At 56.2% G+C, this 26,403-nt stretch carries 25 protein-coding genes; 18 read left to right on the top strand and 7 right to left on the bottom strand.

Going from position 1 to position 26,403, the window contains the following annotated elements:
- Positions 1–8: 8 nt before the first annotated feature.
- The 14 genes from nuoI (at position 9) to H9646_RS08830 (ending at position 14,013) form a co-directional block, all read left to right on the top strand.
- A complete protein-coding gene (gene nuoI / locus H9646_RS08895) occupies positions 9–518 on the top strand; it encodes an NADH-quinone oxidoreductase subunit NuoI (RefSeq protein WP_191723011.1) in 510 nt (169 codons plus the stop codon).
- A 30-nt stretch (positions 519–548) separates the two neighbouring features.
- Complete coding sequence (locus H9646_RS08890; RefSeq protein ID WP_191723010.1) at positions 549–1,217, top strand: NADH-quinone oxidoreductase subunit J; 669 nt, start codon at positions 549–551, stop codon at positions 1,215–1,217.
- Positions 1,214–1,522, top strand: coding sequence for an NADH-quinone oxidoreductase subunit NuoK (gene nuoK / locus H9646_RS08885; RefSeq protein ID WP_191723009.1), 309 nt, complete (start codon positions 1,214–1,216; stop codon positions 1,520–1,522). The genes H9646_RS08890 and nuoK overlap by 4 nt, the downstream gene beginning before the upstream one ends.
- Positions 1,523–1,550: 28 nt before the next feature.
- Entirely contained in the window at positions 1,551–3,587 is a 2,037-nt protein-coding gene (gene nuoL / locus H9646_RS08880; RefSeq protein ID WP_191723008.1) for an NADH-quinone oxidoreductase subunit L, read from the top strand.
- 12 nt (positions 3,588–3,599) lie between these two features.
- A complete protein-coding gene (locus H9646_RS08875) occupies positions 3,600–5,075 on the top strand; it encodes an NADH-quinone oxidoreductase subunit M (RefSeq protein ID WP_191723007.1) in 1,476 nt (491 codons plus the stop codon).
- 23 nt (positions 5,076–5,098) lie between these two features.
- Entirely contained in the window at positions 5,099–6,592 is a 1,494-nt protein-coding gene (gene nuoN, locus H9646_RS08870) for an NADH-quinone oxidoreductase subunit NuoN (protein ID WP_191723006.1), read from the top strand.
- Positions 6,593–6,607: 15 nt separating this feature from the next.
- Positions 6,608–6,919 (top strand): DUF2818 family protein, encoded by a 312-nt coding sequence (locus H9646_RS08865; RefSeq protein ID WP_191723005.1) that lies wholly within the window; start codon positions 6,608–6,610, stop codon positions 6,917–6,919.
- Positions 6,920–7,003: 84 nt separating this feature from the next.
- Complete coding sequence (locus H9646_RS08860; protein ID WP_191723004.1) at positions 7,004–7,501, top strand: DUF1178 family protein; 498 nt, start codon at positions 7,004–7,006, stop codon at positions 7,499–7,501.
- Positions 7,502–7,916: 415 nt separating this feature from the next.
- Positions 7,917–8,687, top strand: a complete 771-nt coding sequence (locus tag H9646_RS08855) for an ABC transporter ATP-binding protein (RefSeq protein WP_191723003.1) — start codon at positions 7,917–7,919, stop codon at positions 8,685–8,687.
- A 2-nt stretch (positions 8,688–8,689) separates the two neighbouring features.
- Entirely contained in the window at positions 8,690–9,415 is a 726-nt protein-coding gene (locus H9646_RS08850; RefSeq protein ID WP_191723002.1) for an ABC transporter ATP-binding protein, read from the top strand.
- Positions 9,416–9,478: 63 nt separating this feature from the next.
- Positions 9,479–10,669 carry an ABC transporter substrate-binding protein gene (locus H9646_RS08845; protein WP_191723001.1) on the top strand — a complete coding sequence of 397 codons (1,191 nt, stop codon included), beginning with the start codon at positions 9,479–9,481 and terminating at the stop codon, positions 10,667–10,669.
- A 153-nt stretch (positions 10,670–10,822) separates the two neighbouring features.
- A complete protein-coding gene (locus H9646_RS08840) occupies positions 10,823–12,031 on the top strand; it encodes an ABC transporter substrate-binding protein (RefSeq protein ID WP_191723000.1) in 1,209 nt (402 codons plus the stop codon).
- Positions 12,032–12,114: 83 nt separating this feature from the next.
- Positions 12,115–12,999: a branched-chain amino acid ABC transporter permease gene (locus H9646_RS08835; protein ID WP_191722999.1), complete on the top strand. Its 885-nt coding sequence runs from the start codon at positions 12,115–12,117 to the stop codon at positions 12,997–12,999.
- A gap of 15 nt (positions 13,000–13,014) precedes the next feature.
- Positions 13,015–14,013, top strand: coding sequence for a branched-chain amino acid ABC transporter permease (locus H9646_RS08830; protein ID WP_191722998.1), 999 nt, complete (start codon positions 13,015–13,017; stop codon positions 14,011–14,013).
- Between the two features lie 106 nt (positions 14,014–14,119).
- Here H9646_RS08830 and H9646_RS08825 read toward each other — a convergent pair whose 3' ends face one another.
- From H9646_RS08825 to H9646_RS08815, 3 genes are all read right to left on the bottom strand, one after another.
- Positions 14,120–15,040, bottom strand: a complete 921-nt coding sequence (locus tag H9646_RS08825) for an amino acid ABC transporter substrate-binding protein (RefSeq protein ID WP_225214075.1) — start codon at positions 15,038–15,040, stop codon at positions 14,120–14,122.
- Between the two features lie 123 nt (positions 15,041–15,163).
- Positions 15,164–15,964 carry a tRNA-uridine aminocarboxypropyltransferase gene (locus H9646_RS08820; protein WP_191722996.1) on the bottom strand — a complete coding sequence of 267 codons (801 nt, stop codon included), beginning with the start codon at positions 15,962–15,964 and terminating at the stop codon, positions 15,164–15,166.
- Between the two features lie 254 nt (positions 15,965–16,218).
- Entirely contained in the window at positions 16,219–16,830 is a 612-nt protein-coding gene (locus H9646_RS08815; protein ID WP_191722995.1) for a class I SAM-dependent methyltransferase, read from the bottom strand.
- 647 nt (positions 16,831–17,477) lie between these two features.
- On the opposite strand from H9646_RS08815, the gene H9646_RS08810 reads away from it, so the two are divergent.
- Positions 17,478–18,458: a Bug family tripartite tricarboxylate transporter substrate binding protein gene (locus H9646_RS08810; protein WP_191722994.1), complete on the top strand. Its 981-nt coding sequence runs from the start codon at positions 17,478–17,480 to the stop codon at positions 18,456–18,458.
- Positions 18,459–18,769: 311 nt separating this feature from the next.
- On the opposite strand, the gene H9646_RS08805 is transcribed toward H9646_RS08810, so the two are convergent.
- The 3 genes from H9646_RS08805 to H9646_RS08795 all read right to left on the bottom strand — a co-directional run bounded on the left by H9646_RS08805 (position 18,770) and on the right by H9646_RS08795 (position 21,363).
- Positions 18,770–19,579, bottom strand: a complete 810-nt coding sequence (locus H9646_RS08805) for an MHYT domain-containing protein (protein WP_191722993.1) — start codon at positions 19,577–19,579, stop codon at positions 18,770–18,772.
- Between the two features lie 519 nt (positions 19,580–20,098).
- Positions 20,099–20,485 carry a VOC family protein gene (locus tag H9646_RS08800; protein ID WP_191722992.1) on the bottom strand — a complete coding sequence of 129 codons (387 nt, stop codon included), beginning with the start codon at positions 20,483–20,485 and terminating at the stop codon, positions 20,099–20,101.
- A gap of 473 nt (positions 20,486–20,958) precedes the next feature.
- The gene (locus H9646_RS08795) at positions 20,959–21,363 is read right to left on the bottom strand and encodes a VOC family protein (RefSeq protein ID WP_191722991.1); all 405 of its coding nucleotides are present in this window, start codon (positions 21,361–21,363) and stop codon (positions 20,959–20,961) included.
- Between the two features lie 728 nt (positions 21,364–22,091).
- Between H9646_RS08795 and H9646_RS08790 the strand changes: the two genes are divergently transcribed.
- From H9646_RS08790 to H9646_RS08780, 3 genes are all read left to right on the top strand, one after another.
- Positions 22,092–24,146, top strand: a complete 2,055-nt coding sequence (locus tag H9646_RS08790) for an autotransporter domain-containing protein (protein ID WP_191722990.1) — start codon at positions 22,092–22,094, stop codon at positions 24,144–24,146.
- Positions 24,147–24,503: 357 nt separating this feature from the next.
- Positions 24,504–25,160: a DUF924 family protein gene (locus H9646_RS08785; RefSeq protein WP_191722989.1), complete on the top strand. Its 657-nt coding sequence runs from the start codon at positions 24,504–24,506 to the stop codon at positions 25,158–25,160.
- Between the two features lie 92 nt (positions 25,161–25,252).
- Positions 25,253–25,903 carry an aspartate/glutamate racemase family protein gene (locus H9646_RS08780; RefSeq protein WP_191722988.1) on the top strand — a complete coding sequence of 217 codons (651 nt, stop codon included), beginning with the start codon at positions 25,253–25,255 and terminating at the stop codon, positions 25,901–25,903.
- A gap of 133 nt (positions 25,904–26,036) precedes the next feature.
- On the opposite strand, the gene H9646_RS08775 is transcribed toward H9646_RS08780, so the two are convergent.
- On the bottom strand, positions 26,037–26,303 hold the full coding sequence (locus tag H9646_RS08775) for a hypothetical protein (RefSeq protein ID WP_191722987.1): 267 nt from the start codon (positions 26,301–26,303) through the stop codon (positions 26,037–26,039).
- Positions 26,304–26,403 lie beyond the last annotated feature (100 nt).

The raw sequence follows: 26,403 nt of genomic DNA, 5'->3' as shown, positions 1-26,403 counted from the left end.
GGACACCAATGGCTGCTGTTGCTGCTACACCTTTTTCGATCAAGGATTTCTTCAAGAGCTTCATGCTCGTGGAACTGTTCAAGGGCATGGCCCTGACAGGTCGCAAGGCGTTTGCGCCGCATGTGACGATTCAGTTTCCTGAAGAAAAAACACCTCTGTCTCCACGTTTTCGTGGTCTGCATGCGCTGCGTCGGTATGAAAACGGCGAAGAGCGTTGCATTGCCTGCAAGCTGTGTGAAGCCGTTTGCCCTGCGATGGCCATCACCATCGAGTCAGATGTGCGCGATGACGGCTCACGCCGTACGACGCGCTATGACATCGACTTGACCAAGTGCATTTTTTGCGGTTTCTGCGAAGAAAGCTGCCCGGTCGATTCGATTGTGGAAACGCACATCTTTGAGTACCACGGCGAAAAGCGTGGCGACTTGTACTTCACGAAGGACATGTTGCTGGCTGTGGGTGACCGCTACGAAACCGACATCGCTGCAGCCAAGGCTGCGGATGCCAAGTACCGCTAAAGCGGCTCCTGATCCAGAAAGATTCGAATCATGGATGCCAAAACTGGTTTCTTTTATCTTTTCTCGGCGGTGATGCTTTTTGCAGCCTTCCGAGTCATCACATCGCGTAACCCCGTCCACGCAGTGTTGAACCTGATTCTTGCGTTCTCACAAGCCGCAGGTATTTGGTTGCTGCTCAAAGCCGAGTTCCTGGGCATCGCCCTGGTGGTGGTGTATCTGGGTGCTGTGATGGTGCTCTTCATGTTCGTGGTCATGATGTTGGACATCCGCATTGACCGCGTTCGCCAGGGTTTCTGGAAGCATTTTCCAGTGGCTGCCTTTGTGGGTGCTGTTGTTGCACTGGAGATGGCGCTGGTGCTGATGGCAGGCTTTGGCTCGGTGGACGAAGCGCGTCCGGTGGCAGAGTTGTTGAATAAGCACGGTGAAGTGATCCCTTATTCCAACACCCTGGCTTTGGGTCGCCTGCTGTACACAGAGTATTTGTACCCCGTTGAAATCGCAGCCATCTTGTTGCTGGTAGCGATGATCACAGCCATTGCGCTGACGATGCGCAAACGCAAAGACACAAAGGCAATCAACCCAGCCATTCAGGTTCGTGTGCGTGCTAAAGACCGTGTGAGTCTGGTCAAGATGGCGCCAACACAAACAGCAGTTGCACCAGCAGCTGAGGGTGAGGTTGCCGTGGAGGAGAAAAAATGACGCTCACACTCGGGCACTTCCTAACGCTGGGAGCCATGCTGTTCGCCATCTCGGTGATTGGTATTTTTCTGAACCGGAAAAATCTGATCGTTCTGTTGATGTGCATTGAACTGATGCTTTTGGCGGTTAACACCAACTTTGTCGCTTTCTCTCACTATCTGGGAGATATGCATGGTCAAGTGTTTGTGTTCTTCATCCTGACGGTTGCGGCCGCAGAATCAGCGATTGGCTTGGCCATTCTGGTGCTGCTGTTCCGTAACAAGTCCAGTATCAATGCGGAAGATCTCAATACCCTCAAGGGTTGAGTCGCCGGTATTTGCAAGGTTCTGAAGAATGAGTCAAACACTTTCTGCATCCATGCTCCTGGCAGTACCTCTGGCTCCGCTGGCAGGTTCTGTTTTGGCGGGCATATTTGGCACCGCTTTTGGTGGCAACAAATTCGGCCGTGGGGTGAGCCATTCGCTCACCATCTTGGGCGTGGTGGTTTCTTTCATTTTGTCGGCGCTGACATTCCAGGCCGTGGTGTTTGAAGGTGCAACCTTCAATGCCACTATCTATGAGTGGATGACCGTGGGCAGCCTGAAGATGGAAATCGGTTTTCTGATCGATTCCATCACCGCCATGATGATGTGCGTGGTGACCTTTGTGTCGCTGATGGTGCACATCTACACCATGGGTTACATGGAAGAAGATGACGGCTACAACCGTTTCTTCTCGTACATCTCGCTGTTCACTTTCTCCATGCTGATGCTGGTGATGAGTAACAACCTGCTGCAGCTGTTCTTCGGCTGGGAAGCGGTGGGCCTGGTGTCGTACCTGCTGATTGGTTTCTATTACAAGAAGCCCTCGGCCACGTTTGCCAACATGAAGGCCTTTTTGGTCAACCGTGTGGGTGACTTCGGTTTTATCCTGGGCATTGGCTTGATTGCTGCTTACACAGGCACGCTGAACTACAGCGAAATCTTTGCCAAGCTGCCAGAGATCCAGGCGACCACTTTGCCTGGGACTGACTGGTTGCTGGTCACGGTGACTGCCATTTGCTTGTTCATCGGTGCGATGGGCAAGTCGGCGCAGTTTCCGCTGCATGCCTGGTTGCCAGACTCCATGGAAGGCCCCACACCTATTTCTGCGCTGATTCACGCGGCAACGATGGTGACGGCCGGTATCTTCATGGTTTCGCGCATGTCTCCGCTGTATGAGCTGTCGGATGTGGCGTTGAACTTCATCTTGGTGATCGGCTCCATTACTGCCTTGTTCATGGGCATCCTGGGCATCATCCAGAACGACATCAAGCGCGTGATTGCATACTCCACGCTGTCGCAGCTGGGTTACATGACGATTGCACTGGGCGTGTCTGCTTACTCCGTGGCAACGTTCCACCTGATGACGCACGCTTTCTTCAAAGCGTTGCTGTTCCTCGGGGCCGGTTCTGTGATCATGGGCATGCACCACAACCAAGACATTCGCTGGATGGGTGGCGTGCGCAAGTACATGCCCATCACCTGGATCACGTTCTTGCTGGGTAATCTGGCGCTGATCGGCACGCCGTTCTTCTCGGGTTTTTACTCCAAGGACGCCATCATCGAGGCGGTTCACGCATCGAACCTGCCAGCGTCTGGCTTTGCAAATTTTGCAGTGCTCGCGGGTGTGTTCATTACGGCGTTCTACTCTTTCCGTCTGTACTTCCTCGTGTTCCACGGTAAAGAGCGCTACGACCAGAATCCGGATGCGCACCACGATGACCACCACGGTCACGACGACCACGGTCATGGTCACGATGCCAAGCCGCATGAGTCGCCTTGGGTGGTGACTGCTCCGCTGGTGCTGCTGGCCATTCCTTCGGTGGTGATTGGCGCGATTGCGCTGATGCCCATGTTGTTTGGTGACTTCTTCAATGGTGTGATCTTTATTGACCATGCCAAGCACGGCGCAATGACTGAGCTGGCTGAGAAGATTCACGGCTGGCTGCCCATGGCGCTGCACGGTTTCCAGACTGCTCCGTTCTGGCTGGCGCTGGCGGGTGTGGTGGTGTCCTATGTGTTTTACATGGTCAAGCCACAGATTCCTGCTGCCATCATGGCGTTCTCCAAGAAGATTGGTCTGTACCAAGTGCTGGAAGGCAAGTACGGCGTGGACTGGGTGTATGAAAACATCTTTGCCCGCGGTTCGCGTGTCTTGGGCACGGTGTTCTGGAAGGCAGGTGACCAGGCTGTGATCGACGGTCTCGTTGTGAACGGTTCCTGGAAGCTGGTAGGCAAGATCGCATCGGTGATCCGCTGGTTCCAGTCGGGCTACATCTACCACTATGCGTTGGTCATGATTTTGGGCATCTTCTTGCTCATGACCTACTTCGTGTGGCTCAACAAGTAAGGAAGAACAAAAATGGGTTTGTTGAGTCTTGCCATTTGGACACCCATCATCTTTGGTGTCCTCCTGCTGGCCTTTGGCAAGGACAGCTGCGCACGTGGCGTGCGCTGGGTAGCGTTGATTGGCTCCATCTTGGGCTTGCTGGTCACGGTGCCGTTGATTACGGGTTTTGATACCACCTCCGCGAACATGCAGTTCGTAGAGAAGTTCATGTGGATTGAGCGATTTAGCATTCAGTACCACCTGGGCCTGGACGGTTTGTCCATGTGGTTCGTGCCTTTGACGGCTTTCATCACGGTGATCGTGGTGCTTGCATCGTGGGAAAACATCACCGAGCGCGTTAACCAGTACATGGGTGCGTTCCTGGTGCTGTCGGGTCTGATGATTGGTGTCTTTTGTGCGCTGGACGGCTTGCTGTTCTACGTGTTCTTTGAAGCCACCTTGATCCCCATGTACCTGATCATTGGTATCTGGGGCGGCCCCAACAAGATCTACGCTGCGTTCAAGTTTTTCCTGTACACCTTGTTGGGCTCGCTGCTCACCCTGGTGGCCATCATCTACTTGTACAACCAGTCGGGTGGCAGCTTTGACATCCTGACATGGCACAAGCTGCCACTGGGCATGCTGCCTCAGACCTTGGTGTTCTTTGCGTTCTTTGCTGCGTTTGCAGTGAAGGTACCCATGTTCCCATTCCATACATGGTTGCCCGATGTGCACGTGGAAGCGCCTACAGGCGGCTCTGCAGTGCTGGCGGCCATCATGCTCAAGCTGGGCGCTTACGGTTTCCTGCGTTTTTCCATGCCTATCGCCCCGGATGCTGCGCGTGAATACGCATGGCTGATGATTGCCCTGTCACTGATCGCTGTGGTCTATGTGGGCATGGTGGCCTTGGTGCAAAAGGACATGAAAAAGCTGGTGGCGTACTCGTCGGTAGCGCACATGGGCTTTGTCACACTGGGCTTCTTCATCTTCAACGATCTGGGTGTCTCGGGCGGCATTGTGCAAATGATTGCCCACGGCTTTGTCTCAGGTGCCATGTTCCTGTGCATTGGCGTGCTGTATGACCGTGTGCACTCGCGCGAAATTGCCGCTTACGGCGGCGTGGTCAACACCATGCCCAAGTTTGCTGCGTTTGCGCTGCTGTTTGCCATGGCCAATTGCGGCCTGCCTGCTACCGCTGGTTTCGTGGGCGAGTGGATGGTGATTTTGGGTGCCGTGCAATTTAACTTCTGGGTGGGCCTGCTGGCTGCAACTGCGCTGATCTTTGGCGCGGCTTACACCCTGTGGATGTACAAGCGCGTGTATCTGGGCCCCATTGGCAACGACAACGTGAAGAACCTGGACGACATCGGTTGCCGTGAGTTTTTGGTGTTGGGCATTTTGGCGATTGCCGTGCTGGCCATGGGTATCTATCCCAAGCCGTTCACGGATGTGATGGATCCTTCGGTGACCGAGCTGCTCAAGCACGTCGCCCAATCCAAGCTTCCTTGACCAGACTGAACTGAGAGATTGAGATGATTGACAACATCAGCTGGCTTTCGATCTACCCTGAGATCGTGCTCCTGGTCATGGGATGCGTGATTACCTTGGTGGACCTGGGCGTGAAAAGCGCCCGCCGCACCGGCACCTATGTGCTGACCATGTTGACACTGGCAGTGGTGGCTGTTTTGCAGGCCAACTATGCGCTCAGCGGCAATACCTTCTATGGCTGGGGCAACATGGTCGTCTCTGACGCCATGGGCAACTGGCTCAAGTGCTTTGCCACCGTGGCCATGATGGTGACGCTGGTTTACGCCCGCCCTTATGCCGCGGATCGTGACATGCTGCGCGGCGGCGAGCTGTTCAGCCTGTCCACTTTTGCGTTGCTTGGCATGTTCATCATGATCAGTGCCAACAACCTGCTGCTGATCTACCTGGGTCTGGAGCTGCTGACCCTGTCGAGCTACGCACTGGTGGCGCTGCGCCGTGACCATACGCTGGCCACAGAAGCGGCCATGAAGTACTTTGTGCTCGGTTCGATGGCGTCCGGCTTCTTGCTGTACGGCCTGTCCATGGTTTACGGTGCAACCGGCTCGCTGGACATCGGTGAAATCTTCAAGGCCATCAGCTCCGGCGAAATCAAGCACCAGATTCTGGTATTTGGTCTGGTCTTTGTCGTGGCTGGTCTGGCCTTCAAGCTCGGTGCTGCACCGTTTCACATGTGGATTCCGGACGTCTACCACGGCGCTCCAACTGCCGTGACGCTGCTCATTGGTGGCGCGCCCAAGCTGGCAGCGTTTGCCATCGTGATCCGTCTGCTGGTGGATGGCATGCTGCCGCTGGCGTTTGACTGGCAGCAAATGCTGGCTGTGCTGGCGATTGCTTCCTTGCTGGTGGGTAACTTTGCCGCCATTGCGCAGACCAACCTCAAGCGCATGCTGGCCTACTCCACCATTGCGCAGATGGGCTTTGTGCTGCTGGGTCTGCTGTCGGGTGTGATTGACGGCGAGATTGATCCTGCACGCGCTGCCAATGCATACAGCTCTTCCATGTTCTACGTAGTGACCTACGTGCTCACAACGCTGGCATCGTTCGGCGTGGTGTTGCTGCTGTCACGCGAAGGCTTTGAGAGCGAAGAAATCTCGGATCTGGCAGGCTTGAACCAGCGCAGCCCCCTGTACGCCGGCATCATGGCCGCGTGCCTGTTCTCCATGGCAGGTATTCCACCGCTGGTGGGTTTCTACGCCAAGCTGTCCGTGCTGCAAGCGCTGATTGCTTCGGGTGAGACCTTCTACATTGGTCTGGCCATCTTTGCCGTGGTGATGTCGCTGATTGGCGCCTTCTACTACCTGCGCGTGGTCAAGGTCATGTACTTTGACAAGCCTGTGACCGCTGCCACCATCTCGGCACCATGGGATGTGCGTGCCGTACTGACCGTCAATGGTGCACTGGTCTTGATCTTGGGCATTGTTCCTGGTGGTTTGATGTCGCTGTGCGCGGATGCCATTGTCCGCGCCCTGGCATCCTGACCCATAATGTGAAGCGTGACTCAAACCGCTTCCATCTGGCTTGTAATTTTGGTGGCCCTTGTGGCCGCCAATTTGCCTTTTATGAATGAACGCTGGCTTGCTGCTGGCCCCATGGCATCTTCTAAAGAGAAGCCTATGTGGGGCAGGCTGGCTGAGCTGGTGCTGTTGTACTTTCTGGTCGGCCTGCTGGCTTTGGCGCTGGAGCGCCGCCTGGGTCAGATCTATCCGCAAGGCTGGGAGTTCTACGCCATTACAGCAACGCTGTTTGTGACGTTGGCCTTTCCGGGCTTTGTCTGGCGCTACCTGACCAAGCGCCGCAGCCGCTAAACTTGGCGTGCATTTCTATCAAGCAGAGCTTAGTCTCTGCTTTTTTTACGTCTCCTCCTGAACGTCTCCTTTTGATTTGATGCCATGAAGGTGTTTGACCTGCACTGCCCGCTGGACCACGTATTTGAAGGCTGGTTTGGCTCTGAAGCTGATTTTCGCAACCAGATGGACAAGGGTCTGGTGCAATGCCCCATGTGCGGCAGCCAGCAGCTGCGCAAAGGGCTGAGTGCTCCGCGCTTGAATTTTGGTGCCAAAGCACCTGCCAGCGCACCGGCAGCGACAGCGAACGCGGTGGTGGGGGCAACTGCTCCAGCGCCAACGCCTGTGGTCAACGCTGACGATCGCCGCAAGCAGCAAGCCTTGCAAGCTGCATGGCTGCAAGCCTCGCGCGAGATTGCGCAAAAAACCGAAGATGTGGGCGATCGTTTTGCCGACGAAGCCCTGCGCATGCACAAGGGTGAAGAGCCGCAGCGGCCCATCCGTGGTCAAGCCACACCCAGGCAAGCGATGGAACTGCTGGAAGAGGGCGTGCCTGTCATGCCTTTGGCCTTGCCCCAGGGCAGTAAAGAAACATTGCAATAAGTTAATTTAAAAAATGAGCACTTAGCGCTTATATAGTAAGTATTTCAGATAGTTTTATATCTGAAATCGTTTACTGGTAAGCGTTGATAGCTATTTTTATTGAATGCCGGTTGATGCAGGTCATTTCAGCACCGCTGAAGCTGACAAAAAGCTGCCGAGAAGGTTCTAGGACGACAGCATGCGAGACCTCGACCGCCGCGATGGTCAATGCTTATGTCCTTGATTTAAAAGAATTTAATGCTCAATACGCACCCAATAGGGTAAGTGCTTAGGTTGTAAGGCTTAGGCACAACTCCTAGTGTGTTGCCGGAAATCTCCCACATACGATGCACCGCAACATAGAACTCGGTGCATGCTTGGAACAGGCCAAAAGCCTGCCAGCGCCGCACCTCCACCACGGAGCAGCTTGGGCGCAATGAGCGACGTTATTCTTCAAACCACCAATCTCACCAAAGAGTTCAAAGGGTTCACGGCAGTCAGCCATGTGAATCTCTCGGTGCAGCGCGGCAGCATCCATGCGCTCATCGGCCCAAACGGCGCGGGTAAAACCACCTGTTTCAACTTGCTGACCAAGTTTCTGGAGCCAACGTCGGGTGAAATCCGCTTTAACGGCCATGACATCACCCGTGAGGCACCGGCCCAGATCGCCCGCCGTGGTGTGATTCGTTCGTTTCAGATTTCTGCCGTATTTCCCCACCTGACATTGATGGAGAACGTACGCGTGGGGCTGCAGCGCAAGCTGGGCACAGCGTTCCATTTCTGGAAGAGCGAGAGCTCGCTGAACCAGCTCAATGGCCGTGCGATGGAGTTGCTGCATGAGGTAGGGCTGGCTGACATGGCAGACGAAGTCACCGTCAACCTGCCTTATGGCCGCAAACGTGCGCTGGAAATTGCCACCACGCTGGCGATGGAGCCTGAGCTGATGCTGCTGGACGAACCCACGCAAGGCATGGGCCACGAGGATGTGGACCGCGTCACCCAGCTCATCAAAAAAGTCTCGGCAGGCCGCACCATTTTGATGGTGGAGCACAACATGAAAGTCATCTCCACCATTGCTGACCGCATCACCGTGCTGCAACGCGGTGCAGTGCTGGCAGAGGGCAATTACGCCGAAGTCTCCAGCAATGCACAGGTGATGGAAGCCTATATGGGCACCACCGACGGTCAACTGCAGGGAGCGCACTAACCATGGCCGAACAGAACAACACGGCCCCAGCGCTGGAAATTAGCAATCTGCAAGCTTGGTACGGTGAATCGCACGTCCTGCATGGCGTCGACATGGTGGTGCAGCCGGGTGAAGTTGTGACGCTGCTGGGGCGCAACGGTGCAGGGCGCACTTCCACCATGCGTGCCGTCATGGGGCTGACGGGTGCGCGCAAAGGTTCCGTCAAGCTCCATGGCCAAGAGACCATCGGCTTGCCCACTCACAAGATCGCGCATTTTGGCGTGGGCTACTGTCCTGAAGAACGCGGCATTTTCTCCAGCCTTTCGTGCGAAGAAAATCTGCTGCTGCCCCCACAGCTGAAGACTGGCCATGAAGGCATGAGCGTTGAAGAAATTTACGCCATGTTCCCCAATCTGGCCGAACGGCGCCACAGTCAGGGCACACGCTTGTCCGGCGGTGAGCAGCAAATGCTGGCCGTAGCGCGCATTTTGCGCACAGGCGCGCGTTTGCTGCTGCTTGATGAAATCTCCGAGGGCTTGGCCCCGGTGATCGTGCAAGCGCTGGCTCGCATGATTCACACACTGCGTGCCAAGGGTTACACCATTGTCATGGTGGAGCAGAACTTCCGTTTTGCAGCGCCCCTGGCCGACCGTTTCTACGTCATGGAACACGGCCGCATTGTGGAAACTTTCTCTGCATCCCAGCTCGACGCAAAGATGCCGGTGCTCAATGAACTCTTGGGTGTGTAACCGCACCAAGACGCTCGCTTTTCCTGCTCCCATTCATAAAGACAAAGAGACAACATGCACGCAATGACTTCCCCCTTGACCGCCTTGGCCCTGTCTTTGACCATGGCCGGCATGGCCCATGCGCAAGAGCCTGACAAGGTCAAGATTGGCTTCATCACTGACATGTCCAGCAACTACGCGGATGTGGATGGCAAGAACGGTGCACTGGCCATTCAGATGGCCATTGATGACTTTGGTGGCAAGGTGCTGGGCAAGCCCGTCGAACTGCTGACACAAGATCACCAGCACAAGCCAGACATTGCTGCGACCAAAGCGCGTGAATGGATCGATACGCAAAACCTCACCATGCTGTTTGGTGGCACCAACTCTGGCGTGGGCCTGGCGCTCGCCAAGGTCGCGCAAGAGAAAAAGCGTGTGTACTTTGTCAATGGTGCCGGTGCATCGCAGCTGACCAATGAACAATGCAGCCCCTATACCGTGCACTACGCCTATGACACCGTGGCTCTGGCCAAGGGCACAGGCACAGCGGTGGTGGCAAACGGTGGCAAAGACTGGTTCTTTCTGACAGCAGACTACGCCTTTGGTCACGCCCTGGAGGCAGATACCGCCAAGGTCGTCAAAGCCAAGGGCGGCACCGTCAAGGGCAGCGTGCGCCATCCGCTCAACGCATCGGATTTCTCCAGCTTCCTGCTGCAGGCGCAAAGCTCCAAAGCTCAGATTCTGGGTCTGGCCAATGCCGGTGGCGACACCATCAACGCCATCAAGGCTGCGCGTGAATTCGGCATCAACAAGACCATGAAGATGGCTGGTTTGCTGGTGTTCATTACCGACGTGCACAGCCTGGGCCTCAAGAACACCGAAGGCTTGCTGCTGACCACCAGCTGGGACTGGAACCTCAATGACGAAACGCGCGCCTTTGGCCGCAAGTTCCAGGCCAAGACCAAGCGCATGCCTACCGATATTCAGGCCGCCAACTACTCGGCCACAACGCAGTATCTGAAAGCCATTGAAAAGGCCGGCACCACCGATGCAGACAAGGTGATGGCTGTACTCAAGAGCACCCCGATCAAGGACTTCTACGCCCAGGGCGTGATTCGCCCGGACGGCCGTTTCGCGCACGACATGTACCTGATGCAGGTGAAGGCACCGGCCGAATCCAAGGAAGCATGGGACTACTACAAGGTAGTGAGCAAGCTGTCGGCCGATCAGGTCTGGACCACCAAGGAAGAGAGCAAGTGCGCTCTGTGGAAGTAACCCTCTGAATGCTGGCAGGGTGCTGATCTGGCTGGATCTGCGCCTTGCCGCAAATGTTTCGCGTTCTCAAGTGTTTGCCGCCCGTATACGCAGTGTGTCAGGGCATGGTTTTCATAAGGCGTAAGCCACCACATCCACCAAGGAGACAAGGCAATGAGCAAGCAACGCAATTTCACCCAACTGGCTTTAATGCTGGGGGCCGCAGGCCTGATGGCTGCAACGGCGCATGCGCAGCCCCAAGACAAGGTGCGCATCGGGTTTGTGACGGACATGTCCAGTCTGTACGCAGACGTAGAGGGCAAGAACGGCGCAGTGGCCATGCAGATGGCGATTGATGATTTTGGTGGCAAGGTGCTGGGCAAGCCCATTGAGCTGCTGTCTGCCGATCACCAGAACAAGGCTGACATTGCCGCCAGCAAGGCGCGTGAGTGGATTGATACGCAAGGCATCAGCCTGATCTTCAGTGGCACCAACTCCGGCACCGCACTGGCGGTCTCGCAAGTGGCCAATGAGAAAAAACGCCTGCACATCAACAATGGTGCGGGTAGCTCTGCACTGACCAATGAGCAGTGCAACCCCTACACCATTCACTATGCATATGACACCGTGGCGCTGGCCAAAGGTACGGGTGGTGCTGTGGTGGACCGTGGTGGCAAAGACTGGTTCTTTCTGACGGCGGACTATGCATTTGGTCAGGCACTGGAAACCGACACCACTGCCGTGATCAAGGCCAAGGGCGGCACCGTCAAGGGCAGCGTGCGCCATCCGCTCAATGCTTCGGACTTCTCCAGCTTCCTGCTGCAGGCACAAAGCTCCAAAGCGCACATTCTGGGGCTGGCCAATGCAGGTGGCGACACCATCAATGCCATCAAGGCGGCCAAAGAATTCGGTATCGACAAGAGCATGAAGACCGCTGGTTTGCTCGTCTTCCTGACAGATATTCACTCGCTGGGCCTCAAGAACACGGCAGGCCTGCTGCACACCACCAGCTGGTACTGGGACATGAATGACGAGTCACGCAAGTTCGCTGACAAGTTCTTTGCCAAGACCAAGCGCATGCCTACAGATGTACAGGCTGCGGATTACTCCGCAGTCATGCAATACCTCAAGGCCGTTGATGCAGTCAAGAGCACCGACTCTGAGAAGGTCATGGCCTACCTCAAGAGCACGCCGCTGTCAGACTTTTACGGCAAGGGTGTCATTCGCCCTGATGGCACCTACGCCCACGACATGTACCTGGTGGAAGCCAAGTCACCTGCCGAATCCAAAAAACCCTGGGACTACCTGAAAGTGCTGCAGACATTGCCTGCAGACACTGTCTGGACGACCAAGGCCGACACCAAATGCGCGCTCTGGAAGTGATGTGACCGCAGCACGCCTGCATTGCGCAGGCGTGCGCTCCACATCTACCAGGGCACACCTGTCCAATCACTAGCGTCTCTCTCATGGAAATCTTCGGTGTCTCATTGCCGGGCCTGCTCAGCCAGCTATTGCTGGGGCTGGTCAATGGCTCGTTTTATGCAATATTGAGCCTTGGGCTGGCCGTCATCTTTGGCTTGCTCAACGTCATCAACTTTGCGCATGGCGCACTGTTCATGCTGGGGGCCATGGTCACCTGGATGGGCTTGAGCTATTTGGGTATCAACTACTGGGCCATGCTGATATTGGCTCCGCTCGTTGTGGGGGCATTTGGGGTTTTGATTGAGCGGTTCTTGCTGCGCTGGATCTACAAACTCGACCACCTCTACGGCCTGTTGCTCACGCTTGGGCTGTCGCTGCTGATTGAAGGTGTGTTTCGCTCGATCTACGGTGTTTCGGGCCTTGGGTATGACACCCCCGAGCTGCTGGAGGGGGCGACCAACCTTGGTTTCATGATCCTGCCCAACTACCGTGCATGGGTTGTAGTGGCATCGCTGGTGGTGTGTTTTGCCACCTGGTACGTGATTGAGAAAACCCGTCTGGGAGCCTACCTGCGCGCAGGCACCGAGAACCCGCGTCTGGTTGAAGCCTTTGGTATCAACGTGCCTCTGATGGTCACCCTGACGTACGCGTTTGGCGTGGCGCTGGCCGCTTTTGCTGGCGTGCTGGCAGCGCCGGTGTACCAGGTGACACCGCTCATGGGGCAGAACCTGATCATCGTGGTGTTTGCTGTGGTGGTCATTGGCGGCATGGGCTCCATCATGGGCTCCATCCTCACGGGCCTTGGTCTGGGTGTGATTGAAGGCCTGACCAAGGTGTTCTACCCCGAAGCTTCGTCCACCGTGGTGTTTGTCATCATGGTCATCGTTCTCCTGATTCGCCCCGCCGGCTTGTTCGGCAAAGAGAAATAAGAAGGGGCACACACCATGACTTCCAAGAAACTTGCATTCTTTGGCTACGGCTTGTTGCTGCTGGCTCTGATTTTCGCCCCCTTCTTTGGCGCTTATCCTGTGTTCGTCATGAAGCTCATGTGCTTTGCACTGTTTGCTTCAGCCTTCAATTTGCTGCTGGGCTACACCGGGCTGCTCTCTTTTGGCCATGCTGCCTTTCTGGGTGGTGCGGCCTACATGGCGGGCCATGCCATCAAGGTGTGGAGCTTTACGCCAGAGCTGGGCATGCTGCTGGGCACCTTGGGTGGTGCAGCCCTGGGCTTGCTCGCAGGCTGGCTGGCCATTCGCCGCCAGGGCATTTACTTTTCCATGATCACGCTGGCACTGGCGCAAATGCTGTTCTTTGTGGCGCTGCAGGCTCCGTTTACCGGTGGTGAAGATGGTTTGCAGGGAGTGCCGCGTGGCAAGCTGTTTGGCGTGATTGATTTGAGCAGCGACCTGACCATGTATTACGTGGCGCTCGTCATCTGCGTGCTGGGCTTTTTGGTCATCGTGCGCACCGTGCACTCGCCATTTGGTCAGGTGCTCAAGGCCATCAAAGAGAACGAGCCACGTGCCATCTCTTTGGGCTATGACGTGAACCGTTTCAAGCTGCTGGTGTTTGTGCTGTCTGCCGCCATCACAGGCTTGGCCGGTTCGCTCAAAACCGTGGTTCTGGGCTTTGCCACGCTCTCGGATGTGCACTGGACATCGTCAGGTCACGTGGTGTTGATGACCTTGATGGGCGGCATGGGTACCTTGTCGGGTCCTATCGTGGGCTCAGCCATTGTGGTGGCGCTGGAAAACAAGATTGGCGACTTTGGCAGCTTCCTGTCCAAGCTCACTGGCGTGGAGTGGTTCAGCACGCTGGGCGAGTCTGTGACCATCGTCACCGGCTTTATCTTCGTCGTCTGTGTGCTGGCATTCCGCCGTGGTGTGATGGGCGAAATCATTGCCTGGCTGGCGCGTCGAAGAGGCAGTGGCAAGTCTCTGTAAGGCTGCGCAATAAGCAACAAAAAACCGCCTTGCAGGCGGTTTTTTGTTGTGGCACTGTGAGCCTGCAATGCGGGCACTGCGGGCCACTGCGTTGCAAGAGACTGGCTTATCGCACGCTGTCAAATTGCTCCACCGGCACATCATTGGGCTGAGCCAGCATCTTCTTGAGCGTAATGCCCATCGGCAAATTCAAGTTCATGTTCTTGGGGGCAATTGGCTGCGTAAACCACTTGGCGTACAGGCGCTCTATCTCACCATTGGCAATCAACTGGCGGATCACATCGTCCACGGCCTGCTTGATTGCCGGGTCGCTCTTGCTAAATTGAATGGCAATCGGCTCTGCGCCAATGACTTCACCCGCAATTTTGTAGTCTTGCGGGTTTTTGCTTTGCGCAATCACACCGGCCAGCATGTTGTCGTCCAGCACAAAAGCGTCCACGCGGCCAGACTCAAGCAGCAAGAAGGCTTCAAAGTGGTCCTTGGCCATCAAAGTCTGAAACTGAATGCCGTTGTCCGCCGCATAACGGCGCAAAATCTGTACGGCCGTGGTGCCGGTAATCGCTGCCACCTTTTTGCCATCCAGTTGCTTGAAACTGCTGATGGGGTTGCTCTTGGCCACAGCCATGCGCACTTCGCTGACATAAGTGGTGAGTCCAAACGCTACCTGATCCTGGCGCTTGAGGCTGTTGGTCATGCTGGCGCAATTGAAGTCTGCCGTGCCGTTGTGGATCAAGGGCATGGTGTTCTGCGCCGTCAGCACCATGTATTTCAGCTTGGCCTTGGGCGCAATGGCATGCACCACTTTTTCGCACAACTCCGTGTGATAGCCCACAAACTTTTCATTGGCCCCCAGCGCATACGACATGGGCGCTGCGCTTTCACGAACACCCAGCACTACGGTGCCACCGGCTTGCCAGCGCTGCAGCGTGGGGGAGTCAGGCGTGGCAGCCACAGCCGTTAAAGCAGACGCAAAAAAGGCGGCAGAAACAGCCACCGATGTCAGGGAGAACTTCGCAACAGACTTCATGGGGGTTCGCATTCACATGGGCCGCCATGCACATCCAGCAGCCGTTGCTGCAAATTGTCCCACTGGCTTAAGACATCCCGGTGTTATGCAAATTATGGTCACGGGCATGCCTGCCCGCTGTATTCACGATGGCTGCTGTGCTGCGCGAAAAGCGGTGTGTGCCACGCTGTTGGTATCTGGCAGCAGCTGATTTTTAGCCTGCAGATAGTGGTGGGTGTACACCTCAAGGTAGTGCTCCAGCACATGGCCTGCGTGCATATCCTGCGGATGCTGCGTCAGCTCCAGGCACAGTGCAGCCACTTCGCTGGTGCAAAAGTGGTCTTCGCGTTTGGAGCGTCGCAGGCGGTAGCGCGAAATCTGTTCAGGCTTGAGGCTCAGCACCGGAAGACCGTCCAGATATGGGCTTTTGCGGAACATCTTGCGGGCCTCAGACCATGTGCCGTCCAGCAAGATAAACAAAGGGCGTCGAGCGTAGCCCGCAGATGCCACAGACGCCACAGACGCCACAGACGCCACAGAGGCTGCAGGCAGTGCGTGCATCACGCGCTCTGGGGGGTCTACAAATTCTCCGGGAAAGACCACATACGGCTGCCATTGCGGGTCTTGCAGCAAAGCCATCAACTCTTCGCTGACTTCGGTGCGGCTCCAGCCAAAGGCAAAGGTGCTGCGCACAACGTCGGCAATCAGCCAGCCCGTGTTGCTGGGCTTCATGGGCTCGGCATCGTGCATCAGCAGGCACATGCCTGCGTGGGTGTTCAAGTCAGGGCGCAGAGCACAGAGGCAATGGCTGGGGCGCAGGCGGCAGCCGTCACAGCGCTCACCTTTGGGGCCGCCACGGGCCAAGAATGGCCGTGTACTGAGCGCAAGGCGTGCGGCACGCAAACGCGCAACAGCATGAGGAAAGAGTGGGGGTAAAGCAGACATGGGCAAGCGATGGATTGTCGCTGCTTACCCACAGGGGTGCAGGGCAAAGTGCTTGCTCTGCTTGGAGCTGATGCATTGCTGCTTTGCCTCAAACGCCAGTCAGCGGCTTGCTGGGTGGGGGCTGCAGCGTTTAGAGCCGTTCACACCATCGAACAAATCTTTGATTTTCCTTGAAGACGATGCGCGAAACCGCAGGCAGTACAGGCGTGCGACAAGGCCAAGCAGCGACGTATTCAGGGTGGCGTTTGCAGGTCTTAGTGCCCGCCGCCTGCGCACTCCAGCTCGAACACAGGCACTGCCGCCTTGCGGCTGAGCCACAGCCCGCCGCCCAGTTCATTGAAGTTCTGCGCCAGCCCCTGGCGGTACAGCGCTGCACGGTGGCGAAAGAGGCGGGGGTCCGTCAGGTCTTCATCGATGATGTCGCGCTCATAGTCCTCGCGTGCCACTGCCTCCAGATACAGCGCCCCCCGCGAGAGCTGGCCCAGGTTGTGCAGTGCCAGCTTGAGATCGGCAGGGCTCAGGTAGGGCAGTACGCCTTGGCAAATGACCAGATCGAAGGGTTCGCTGGACTTGTAATTCACCACAGAGCCGCGCTCCCAGCCAAAGCGGCCACACAGGTACTCGCTGAACTCCACTCCCTGGTAGCTGCAGCCGGGGAACTGCTTTTGCACCACATCCTTCCACAGGCCAATGCCACAGCCCACATCCAGTACGCGTGCAACGGGAACCCGCAAATACTTCAAATAGCTGCACACAAAAGTGCCCAGACGCTCAATGTGCTCGGGGTCCACCACGCTGGTCTTTTTGTCAAAGTAAAAGCGCTGGTAGTACGCCTCGTCGAACCATTGGTCGCTTGCTGATTGCACGCATTCTCCTGTGTGCGCCACCTGCTCAACAGGCAGGCGAGGGTTGAAAGACGGCCCAAGTATGGGGCACAGTCTTTTTCGGCATGCAGCAGTGCGGCATAGCACTGCCCACCGGGCGCGGCTGAACACAGCGGGGATATGGGTAGCGCAGGTGCTATTTAAAAGATAGCGAATATCGTTTTATTCATGGGCTGTGCGAGCCAATTTCTTTGATTTTTATTTGAATGTGGCGTGAGCAGCTGCGCAATATTTGACTAATTCAGGGGCTTTTGATGAATTTGGTGCATTTTTCCTGCGTGTGGGTTGGCCCTGATGAAGCATGAAATCGTTGCGCGGACAGAGGCTGGTGCAGGTTTTAACTGAATGCAGTATTAATGGCGCATTAATGGTTAACCCTAATCTATTCATGTCAATGCCGCAAGCTGGTAATCCCTAGCTGCTCTTGGACCTCATTGAGCAAGAACGTGCGAGAACGCTTTCTAAAATCGCGCCCAATCACAATGAGAAGCTAAAAATGGGGCAGGGCGGTGATGGGGGGCTTCACCGGGCATGTTTTTCTGCCACCGATGCAATGCCATCAGTCCGATGCCATTTCTCTGCATTTAATTCTCATTGCATTTTGAATAATTCCAGACAAAGCATTCACCATGACTTCGCGCCGCCATTTTCTTGCTGCCTCTGCCTCAGCGCTCAGCGTTTCTCCCTGGATGCTCAACACCAGCCATGCCAAACAAGCGGTTCGTCTTGTCGTGGGCTTTGCAGCTGGGGGTTCTGCCGATTACGTGGCGCGCCAGCTGGCGCAATACCTTGCCGATGAAATTGACCAGCCTGTGCTGGTAGACAACCGCCCCGGCGCAGGCGGGCGCATTGCCGTGGATACCGTCAAGAACGCCAAACCCGATGGGCTGACCCTGCTGCTCACCCCCGGCTCCATCCTCACCATCTACCCCCATGTGTACGACAAGCTCAGCTACAACCCGCTGACCGATTTGGCCCCCATTGCCTCCTTGTGCGCTTTGCCCTATAGCGTGAATGTTGGCTCTCTGGTGCCAGACAGTGTTCGCTCACTCAAAGAGTTTGGCGCGTGGCTGGTGGCCAATCCGCAGCAAGCCTCCTATGGTTCACCCGGTGCAGGTACTACGCCGCACTTTCTGGGTGCCATGTTTGCTTCAAGAGTGGGTGCTAACTATGTGCATGCGCCTTATAAAGGCGGAGCCTTGGCCCTGCAAGATGTCATGGGTGGGCAGCTTTCATCCAGCTTTAATGTCGTGAGTGAAGCCATCCCCTACGCAGACAGCCCCAAGGTTCGCACACTGGCAGTCAGCAGCGCCAAGCGCATCGCCCAGCTTCCGAATGTGCCCACCTTTGCAGAGCTGGGCATGGGTGACATGACATCACAGGAGTGGTTTGGCTTGCTGGCCCCCAGGGGCACCAAACCGGAAGTGCTGGCTCGCTTGCATACGGCGGCCACCCACAGCTTTTCGGGTGCCAAAGTACAAAAAGCTTTGGCCGAAATGGCATTCGGCGTCACTCCATCTTCGCGTGATGCATTTGCCCAAATGCTTAAAGCTGATATTGAAAAGTGGGGCCCGGTCGTGAAAAGTACTGGCTTTAAGGCCGAAGGCTGAGCCAGCTTGCATGCCTGGCCGCCTGGCCGCTGCACAACAGACAGCGCTCTTTAGCACTGAAAGTTAGTACGATTGCTTAATTTTGAGAATTAAGTTATAATTTCGAGGTTGTTTGCGCAAACAATGCTGTATCTCACGCCAGTACGTCGTGCACTTCGACGAAAAAAATTAAAGTGACAGCTGCAGAGACGTTCTGCCGTAACACGGTGATCGCGTAAGAATCGCCGTCCAATTCCAAATAAAAAAGCCCGCTGCTTACGTAGCGGGCTTTTTTATTGTCTGTGCGTGGCTGCCAGCCTGCATGCGCGGCGCTAAGTCTTGAACTGGCGTGTATACATGCGGTTCAGCGCAACGATAAAGGTGATCACCACAATCAGCATCACCAGCAGCACAGGCAGTTGCGGCACGCTAATGGCGCGGGCGCTGTTCAGTGGCAGCAGCGGTGTGCTGGTGGTGCACACCACATCGGCCGCAGCCATGCCTGTGTAGTGCATGGCGCACACGGCCACACCCATCAACGCCGCCGCAAACAAGCGTGCGTAGTTGGATGAAGCGGCAAAAGCCATCCACAAGGCAGTCGTTGCCGCTACAAACGCAATCAGGCACGACAGCGCCACCATGCCCAGATTCCATAAAAAGAACCCATCAAAGTTCATGCTGTACATGCCCAGATAGTGCATGGCGCTCACCCCTAGCCCCAAAATAGCACCGGCCAGTACCAGCCGGGTTTTGCTGTGCGGGTTCTCGGCCACAATGCCCAGCCCCCATGTGGCCGCAGCTACGGCGGCCAGCAATGACAGCAAGGTGATACCGATCGAGTAATCGATTGCAATCGGCATGCGCAAAGCCAGCGTGCCAATGAAGTGCATCGACCACACCCCCAGCCCACCAAATGCAATGCCCGCCACCAGCAAGGTGGCAAAGTACATCTTGGGGGTGGGCACCGCCGCTAGCTGCGTGCGCTTGCCGGTCAGCTGATCCAGGCGGTGATTGATGTGCGCCTTCTGGTAGGCCAGCAATTTGTACACACAGGCCAAGGCGGTATAGGCCCCCATGAATGCACAAAAGAAAGAGAGCGCCACATAGAAGGGGTTGTAAGCGGTGACTACGATTTCATTCATAAATGCCCACCAAAGGGGTTGCGATTAATGAAATGCCGTGGATGGCGCCAATCCACGCAAGCCTCTCATCGCTGTGACAGTGCCCGGTTGTGCGGGTATTGCACTGGCGAACTGGCACATTTTGCAATCAAAAAAACAAAATGTTCATTTATAAATTGCAAAAACTCAGCAAAGCCATAGCTTCAGATAAATATCTGTGATGGCAGATAGAAATGATATTTCGATAATTTTTAGAAACTGACAGTTTGATTTATAAAAATTCCTGTCGTTTGTTCTGAATGCGCTAAGGAGAAGCCACCCCCTGCGGCGCAACCACTGGCCCATAGGGCATCTGGCGTGCATGCGCAGTGCTTGCTGTGCGCGATACGTCTTAAAGGGTGCCGTGCATGTGACATGCCGCTGCCTGAGGTCCAGTGCCGATGGTCAGGAGGCATTGGTTGCTCAGTCAAAAAAGGCCACTGCTGGGCAGTGGCCTGGGGCACAAGCTGCGTGGTGCAGCAGGTGCTTGGGCGCTTTGATTTATTGAGGTTTAGGTGGGCGGTGCATCAGGCACACCTTGTTGCCCGATGGGTCGCGCAGATAAGCCAGATACAGTTTCATGCGCTCATCGCCGCGCCAGCCTGGGGCGTCTTCAATGGCGGTGCCGCCAGCGGCCAGTGCTGCTTCATAGGCTTTCGTTGCTTGCTCGACCGAATCAGCGGAAAAACCCAGCGTAAAGCCGTTGGATACCGTAGCGGGCTCGCCGTTGATGGGCGTGGTCACGCTAAAGGTGCTGCCCGCATGGCGCCAGAAATAGCGGTGGCGGTCTTGCACGCCGGGCTTGCCGCCCACTGCGCCCAGCAGCGCGTTGTAGAACTTCACGGATGCATCAAGGTCATTGGCGCCGAGCATGATGTGGCTGAACATGGTGTCTGTCTCCTTTGGTTTTTTAAAGGCTGCTGCCCGTGCAACATGCTAGTGGCGCAATTGGCGTAACTGCGTCGCGCAGGTGATGGATGGGTGCTGATTTCATAGCTAGCAGCGATGGCTGTCACTGTGCTGGAGGTTGATTTGGCGATGGGTCTCTGAACAGCCTCACGCCTGTGCTGCAGACAGGAGCCGGTTGGTCGCACCGGCGGGCGAGTTCCTTTTTGTGCGCGACAAAAAGGAACCAAAAAGCGCGTCGCCGACGGCTGTCCGGCAAAACTCACTGCGCGGCTTGGCCGCTACGTTCAAACAGCTGCCGGAGAAATGAAGAACTGCCCGTGGCCTGCGCGACGCTTACGCGCGCAGGTGGGGTGGGGTTTGCTGCCTGCTGTTGTCAACACTTGCTGCAGAGTTTTGGATGCAAAGCGAAATTGGCCCTTAGCCCTTATGCAGCAAGCGCTAGCAGCTGTGCTTTATGCAGACTTTGCCCATGCCTCGCGGAACATCAGGCACAGCTTGTGGCCTGCCGGGTCACGCACATAGGCCAGATAGCGGTCATTGCCCGGCGCTCTGCGCCAGCCCGGGGCATCTTCCACGGCCACGCCGCCATGGGCCAGCGCAGCGTCCAGTGCCTGGTGCAACTGCGCAATTGACGTGGTTTTGAAACCCAGCGTAAAGCCGTTGTAGTGGGTGCAAGCTTCTCCATCACGCGGCGTGGCAATCATCAGGCGCGTGCCATCGTGGTCCCACACATGGCGTTCATAGCCGTTTACGTTGGTATGTGTGCTGGGTGCTGCGCCCAAGATGCCCAGCATGGCGTCATAGAACTGGCGGCTGGCGTGGAGGTTGTTGGTGCCTAGAAGGAGGTGGGAGAGCATGGGTACGTTACTTCTGAAAATTTCTGGAGAGCATTTGAGATGCCGCTGATGCATCGTAAAAGCCAAAACATTTGATTGATTTTGCTACTTGCTACCCTGCATTTCAATGCATGTTGCATGCATATCAGATATTTTTTATTTTTTATTTTTTATTTTTTATTTTTTATTTTTTGAGGTTATTTGATCTGCACATTATTCGGTGTTTTATCTTTGATAAACATGTATTTTTATAATTTGCAATTATCTGCAGATTGATGCAGCAGCGGTTTTGAAAAGTGAATATTTGAAATAAATATTTATTTTTTGCATTCAAGAAGAGTCTTGCTAGTTATCAAGAAATTTCTTGTTTATTCGTTGTCTTCATGTTCGTAGAATTTTAGCTCTCTGATAAAAGCGAGTAGCTACAACGTCCTGATTCATTAAGACATTGACGACTATTGCGCCACTCCATGCGCTGTGTGGGCATTGATGGCGTGATGCATGCATCGCCAGTTGCTGCTGGAGCAGTCATATTGAATTCATTCAGTGATTTATGCCGCCACCCTGACCCAGCCGTTGCTTAGCAACCGCTGGGTTTTTTGAGGGCGTTCACCTCAAATTTGATTGATGCCCTGCTGCCTCTTTGAATTTTTATTTTCTCTCTCCTGCTAATGGCTGCCGTAGCAGCAATACACATTTGAGAGAGATTTTTATAAATACCGATCTCATTGAGAAAAGGTTTATTTCATATGAAAAAACTAACTTTATCCAATCTGCTTTTACCGCTGCTGGCGGCAACTGCCCATGCGCAGGTATATGCCGCAGGTTTAAACCGCATGCAAGATTTGGGTGGCCTCACATCTAGCGACACGGGGAGTAATGCCAATGCCGTGAGTGCCGATGGCAGCGTGGTGGTGGGGCAGGTGGGCTACGGCTCTGGTGGAAAGTACCATGCCTTTCGCTGGACCAGTGATGGCGGCATGCAAGACCTGGGCGATTTAACAGCCAATGGCACGGGCTGGAGCGTTGCCTATTCGGCCAGCGCCGATGGCAGCGTTGTGGCGGGGCAGGCTGACTACGTCCTTTACGGGAAGTATCACGCCTTTCGCTGGACCAGTGAGGGGGGCATGCAGGACCTGGGTGATTTAACGGCCAGCGGCACAGGGACAAGTTATACCAATGCGATCAGTGCCGATGGTAGTGCTGTGGTGGGTGGTGCAGATTACGGCACCGGTGCAAATGCGCATGCCTTTCGCTGGACCAGCGCTGGTGGCATGCAGGACCTGGGTGATTTAACTGCCAGTGGTACGGGGAGCAGTAATGCCATTGCGATCAGTGCTGATGGCAGCGTGGTGGTGGGGGAGGCTAGCTACGACTCTGGCTGGTGGTCGCATGCCTACCGCTGGACCAGTGATGGAGGCATGCAGGATCTGGGCGATTTAACAGCCAGCGGCACGGGCTGGAGTGAGGCCAGTGCGGTTAGTGCCGATGGCAGTGTCGTGGTGGGAGAAGCGAACTACGGCTCTAGCTGGTGGTCGCACGCCTACCGTTGGACCAGCGATGGCGGCATGCAGGATCTGGGCGATTTAACAGCCAGCGGCACGGGCTGGAGTGCGGCCCGTGCAGTCAGCGCCGATGGTAGTGCTGTGGTGGGACTGGCTGACTACGGCTCCGGTGCAAATGCGCACGCCTTTCGTTGGAGCAGTGAGAGTGGCATGCAAGACTTGGGCGATTTCACAGCCGATGGCATGGGCTGGAGTTCGGCCTATGGGGTCAGTGCCGATGGCCGCACGGTGGTGGGTAGTGCGAGCACTGACCAAGGGGTAACTCGTGCCTTTATCTACCGCACGAGCATGCAAGATTTCAATAATTTGCTGTCTTCGCTGCCAAAGCTTGCGGCAGATAAAGAGCTGGCCGCAGCCCAGCAACAAATGCGCATGGCTCGGCTGCTGCAAACGCAGTGCGCCACTGGCAAGCCCGGGGTGAGCTGTTTTAAAGTGACTGGCTCTTTTGATGCGGTGGGCGCTGACGCAGGCATTGGCCGCCGTCAGCAGACACAGGGGGTGGTGACGCTGGGCTACGGCCTGAGTGAGCAGTGGACCTGGGGCGGCAACCTGCTGCTGGGGCACGCCAGCTTGCGCCATAGTGCTGTAGACCCTGATAGCACTTATGGCCTTAGCGGCTGGCTGGCCTATAGCCAGTCTGGGCAGGCGGGCAACGGCTGGCAGATCCAAGCTGCCGTGGGATACAGCCAGCAAAACAACACCATCACGCGGGGACAGGGGCTGAGCAACGTTGAGCTGGTGAGCGGTACCGCCAGCTTGAATGCGCTTGCGGCCCGCGTGGCAGTGGGTTTTGGGATAAGCCATTCCAGCGGCTGGCTGGTCACGCCACAAGTGGCCCTGACGCAGCAGCGCAGCAAGCTGGCAGCCTATGACGATGCCCATGGTGATTTCCGGGCCTCTTATCAAAAAGCCAGCCTCAAGGCCACGGTGCTGGGGCTGGGTGTGACGGCGCAAAAGGCCGTGGGCAGTAAGACACAGCTTCGGCTGGCGGCGGGGCTTGAGCAGGACCTGAGCGTTCAGCGCATGAAGTTTGCTGGCACCTCAGATGTGCCAGGGGCCGAGACCTTTAATCTGGAAAGTGCTTTGAAGCGCAAAGCGCTGCGCCCATACGTCTCTGCCGGATACGTTTACCACCTGGACGCTGCCAGTGCCGTGGCCGTTGACATTGGCGCTGAGCGGGATGCGTTTTCCAGCGAGTTCAATATGGGGCTATCGGTGAGCTACAGCAAACTTTTTTAATAGTGAAGAGCGTTGTTGCATCAATGCATGGTGGGCAGTGGCATTTAGGGACTGACGCTTGCTGCAAGCCTGCAGCCCGTTGCATTGCGCTTTATGCAACAACGCAACGCAGGTGCAGTCTTCACTACTAGCTATTGCTTTTGCTTTTGCTTTTGCAAAATACGTTGGCGCATGGGAAAGACAGGTGGCAAGGGACTTGTGATGCCAGGCCCTTCAACCCCTGGCTGGGGTGCGCCTATGGGTTGCTTGCCTTGCCATTTGTGACACAGCCATGCACCATGCCCGCACAGGCTGCCGTACTGTGATTGCTCAGTCGGCGTAGTAGATAGGTTGAGTTACTGAGAAAAGGGATTGCCCATGTCTGACACCCCCAAGCCACTGTCTTTGCCGATTGCACACGCGCTGGACCCGCGCCTGTCGCAGGTGCTGGAGTACTGGTTGGGCGCAGAAATGCCGACCAACGAGAGTGCGCTGTCGCGCAAATCGTTGTGGTTCACCAAGTCGGAAACCACGGATGAAGAGATCCGCCACCTGTTTGGCGCAGTGCTGCAGGAGGCGCTGGCGGGCAAACTCGATGGTGAGGCGATGGAGTCGCCATTGGGGCTGCTTTCGGTGCTGATTGTGCTGGACCAGTTCACGCGCAATGCCTATCGCGGCACGCCCAAGAGCTTTGCAGGCGATGCCAAGGCGCTGCAATTGACCTTGAAGGGGATTGACCGGGGCTGGGATGTGGATGACAGCATTCCAACCGTGGCACGCATCTTTTTGTACCTGCCGCTGGAGCATGCTGAAGATGCGGGCATGCAGGAAAACAGTGTCGTGGCGTTTGAGCAACTGGCACTGGAGGCCAGCCCTGAGCTGCAGGAGTTCTTTGGCATGACGCTGGATTACGCGCGCAAGCACCAGGTGGTGATTGAGCAGTTTGGACGCTTTCCGCACCGCAACAGCATTTTGGGCCGTGCAAGCACCCCTGCAGAAAAAGAATACCTGAGCCAGCCGGGCGCAGGTTTTTAAGCACTGAAGACAGGTCTGCACCAAGGCTGCCTGTGCCATGTGGCACGGCAGCTTTTTTATGTCTGCTGTTAAGAAGAAAACAGGAAACATTCATGCGTATTGCCTGCCTGCATACTGCACACAGCAATGTGGCTGTTTTTGAAGATGCGGCCCTGCAACTGGGCCTGCCAGCCGGGGTGCTTTGCCATGGCGTGCGCCCCGATTTATTGGCAGATGCCGAAGCGGCTGGCGGGGTGACAGCTCAGATTGAGGATGCCACGCAGCGTGCCTTGATGGAGCTGGCTTTTTCAGCCGACGCAGTGCTGCTGACGTGTTCTACGCTGGGGCCGGTGGCCCATACCATGCTGTCGCAAACGCGGGTGCCGGTATTGCGCACCGATGCTGCCTTGGCGCAAGCGGCGGCCCGTGTGAATGGTCGTGTAGTGGTTCTGTGTGCAGTGGCCACCACCGTGCAGCCCACCACAGAGCTGTTTTTGCACGCTGCGGCCCATCACCCCCTGGCGGTAGTGGATGTGCGCCTGGTGGAGGGGGCCTGGGCCTTGTTCAAAGCAGGGCAACTGTCAGCCTACTGGGTTTGTGTGGCCCGTGCCGCAGATGCAGCGTATGCGCAGGGGGCAGCGCAGGTGGTGCTGGCACAGGCGTCAATGGGGGGCGCGGCGCAGTTGGTGACTGCCGGGCCACGCCCTTTGAGCAGTGCCTGTGCAGGGCTGGCTGCCGCCGTCAAAGCCTGCCAAGCAGGTTGAGTGGGCTGAGTGACTGCCGCTGGGTGCGCCAGCGCGCAAAAAAAGCTGCCTTGGCGTGTGCAGGGCAGCTTTCAAGGTGCTTTTGGCTTTTGGCGCTGGGCGCTGATGCAGTCAGCGCGAGCAGCCATAGCTTTTAGTTCTTGGTGGCACGGCGACCGGTGAGCGACCAGCCTGCGTGCTGGTTCTTCTTGTCGTTTTCGTATTCCCAGTTGGTGCCGCAGCGCTCGCACACATAGCGGGTGACGGTGACTTTGCCGGTTTCACGCTCGCGCGTGTAGTTGGTGCCCTGAGCCAGTTCCACATGGCCGGGGGTCTTGCGCCAGTTGCGCTGGATACCTGCGCAGGCATCGCACATTTCAATTTTTTTGAGTTCTTTGATGCGGTCGTTATCTTGGGTCATGGTGTTCTTGTGTGCATGCGCGGATGCGCGGGCCGGGCTTGGCAAGGGGGGTTACTGTACCCAAATCGGCAAGCTGAGGTGCAGCAAGGGTGCTTTGGCA

Source organism: Comamonas avium, from assembly GCF_014836675.1.
Taxonomy (GTDB): Bacteria; Pseudomonadota; Gammaproteobacteria; order Burkholderiales; family Burkholderiaceae_C; genus Comamonas; species Comamonas avium.
The sequence above is the reverse complement of the archived record's forward strand: the minus strand, read 5'-3'. Positions and strand labels throughout refer to the sequence as shown.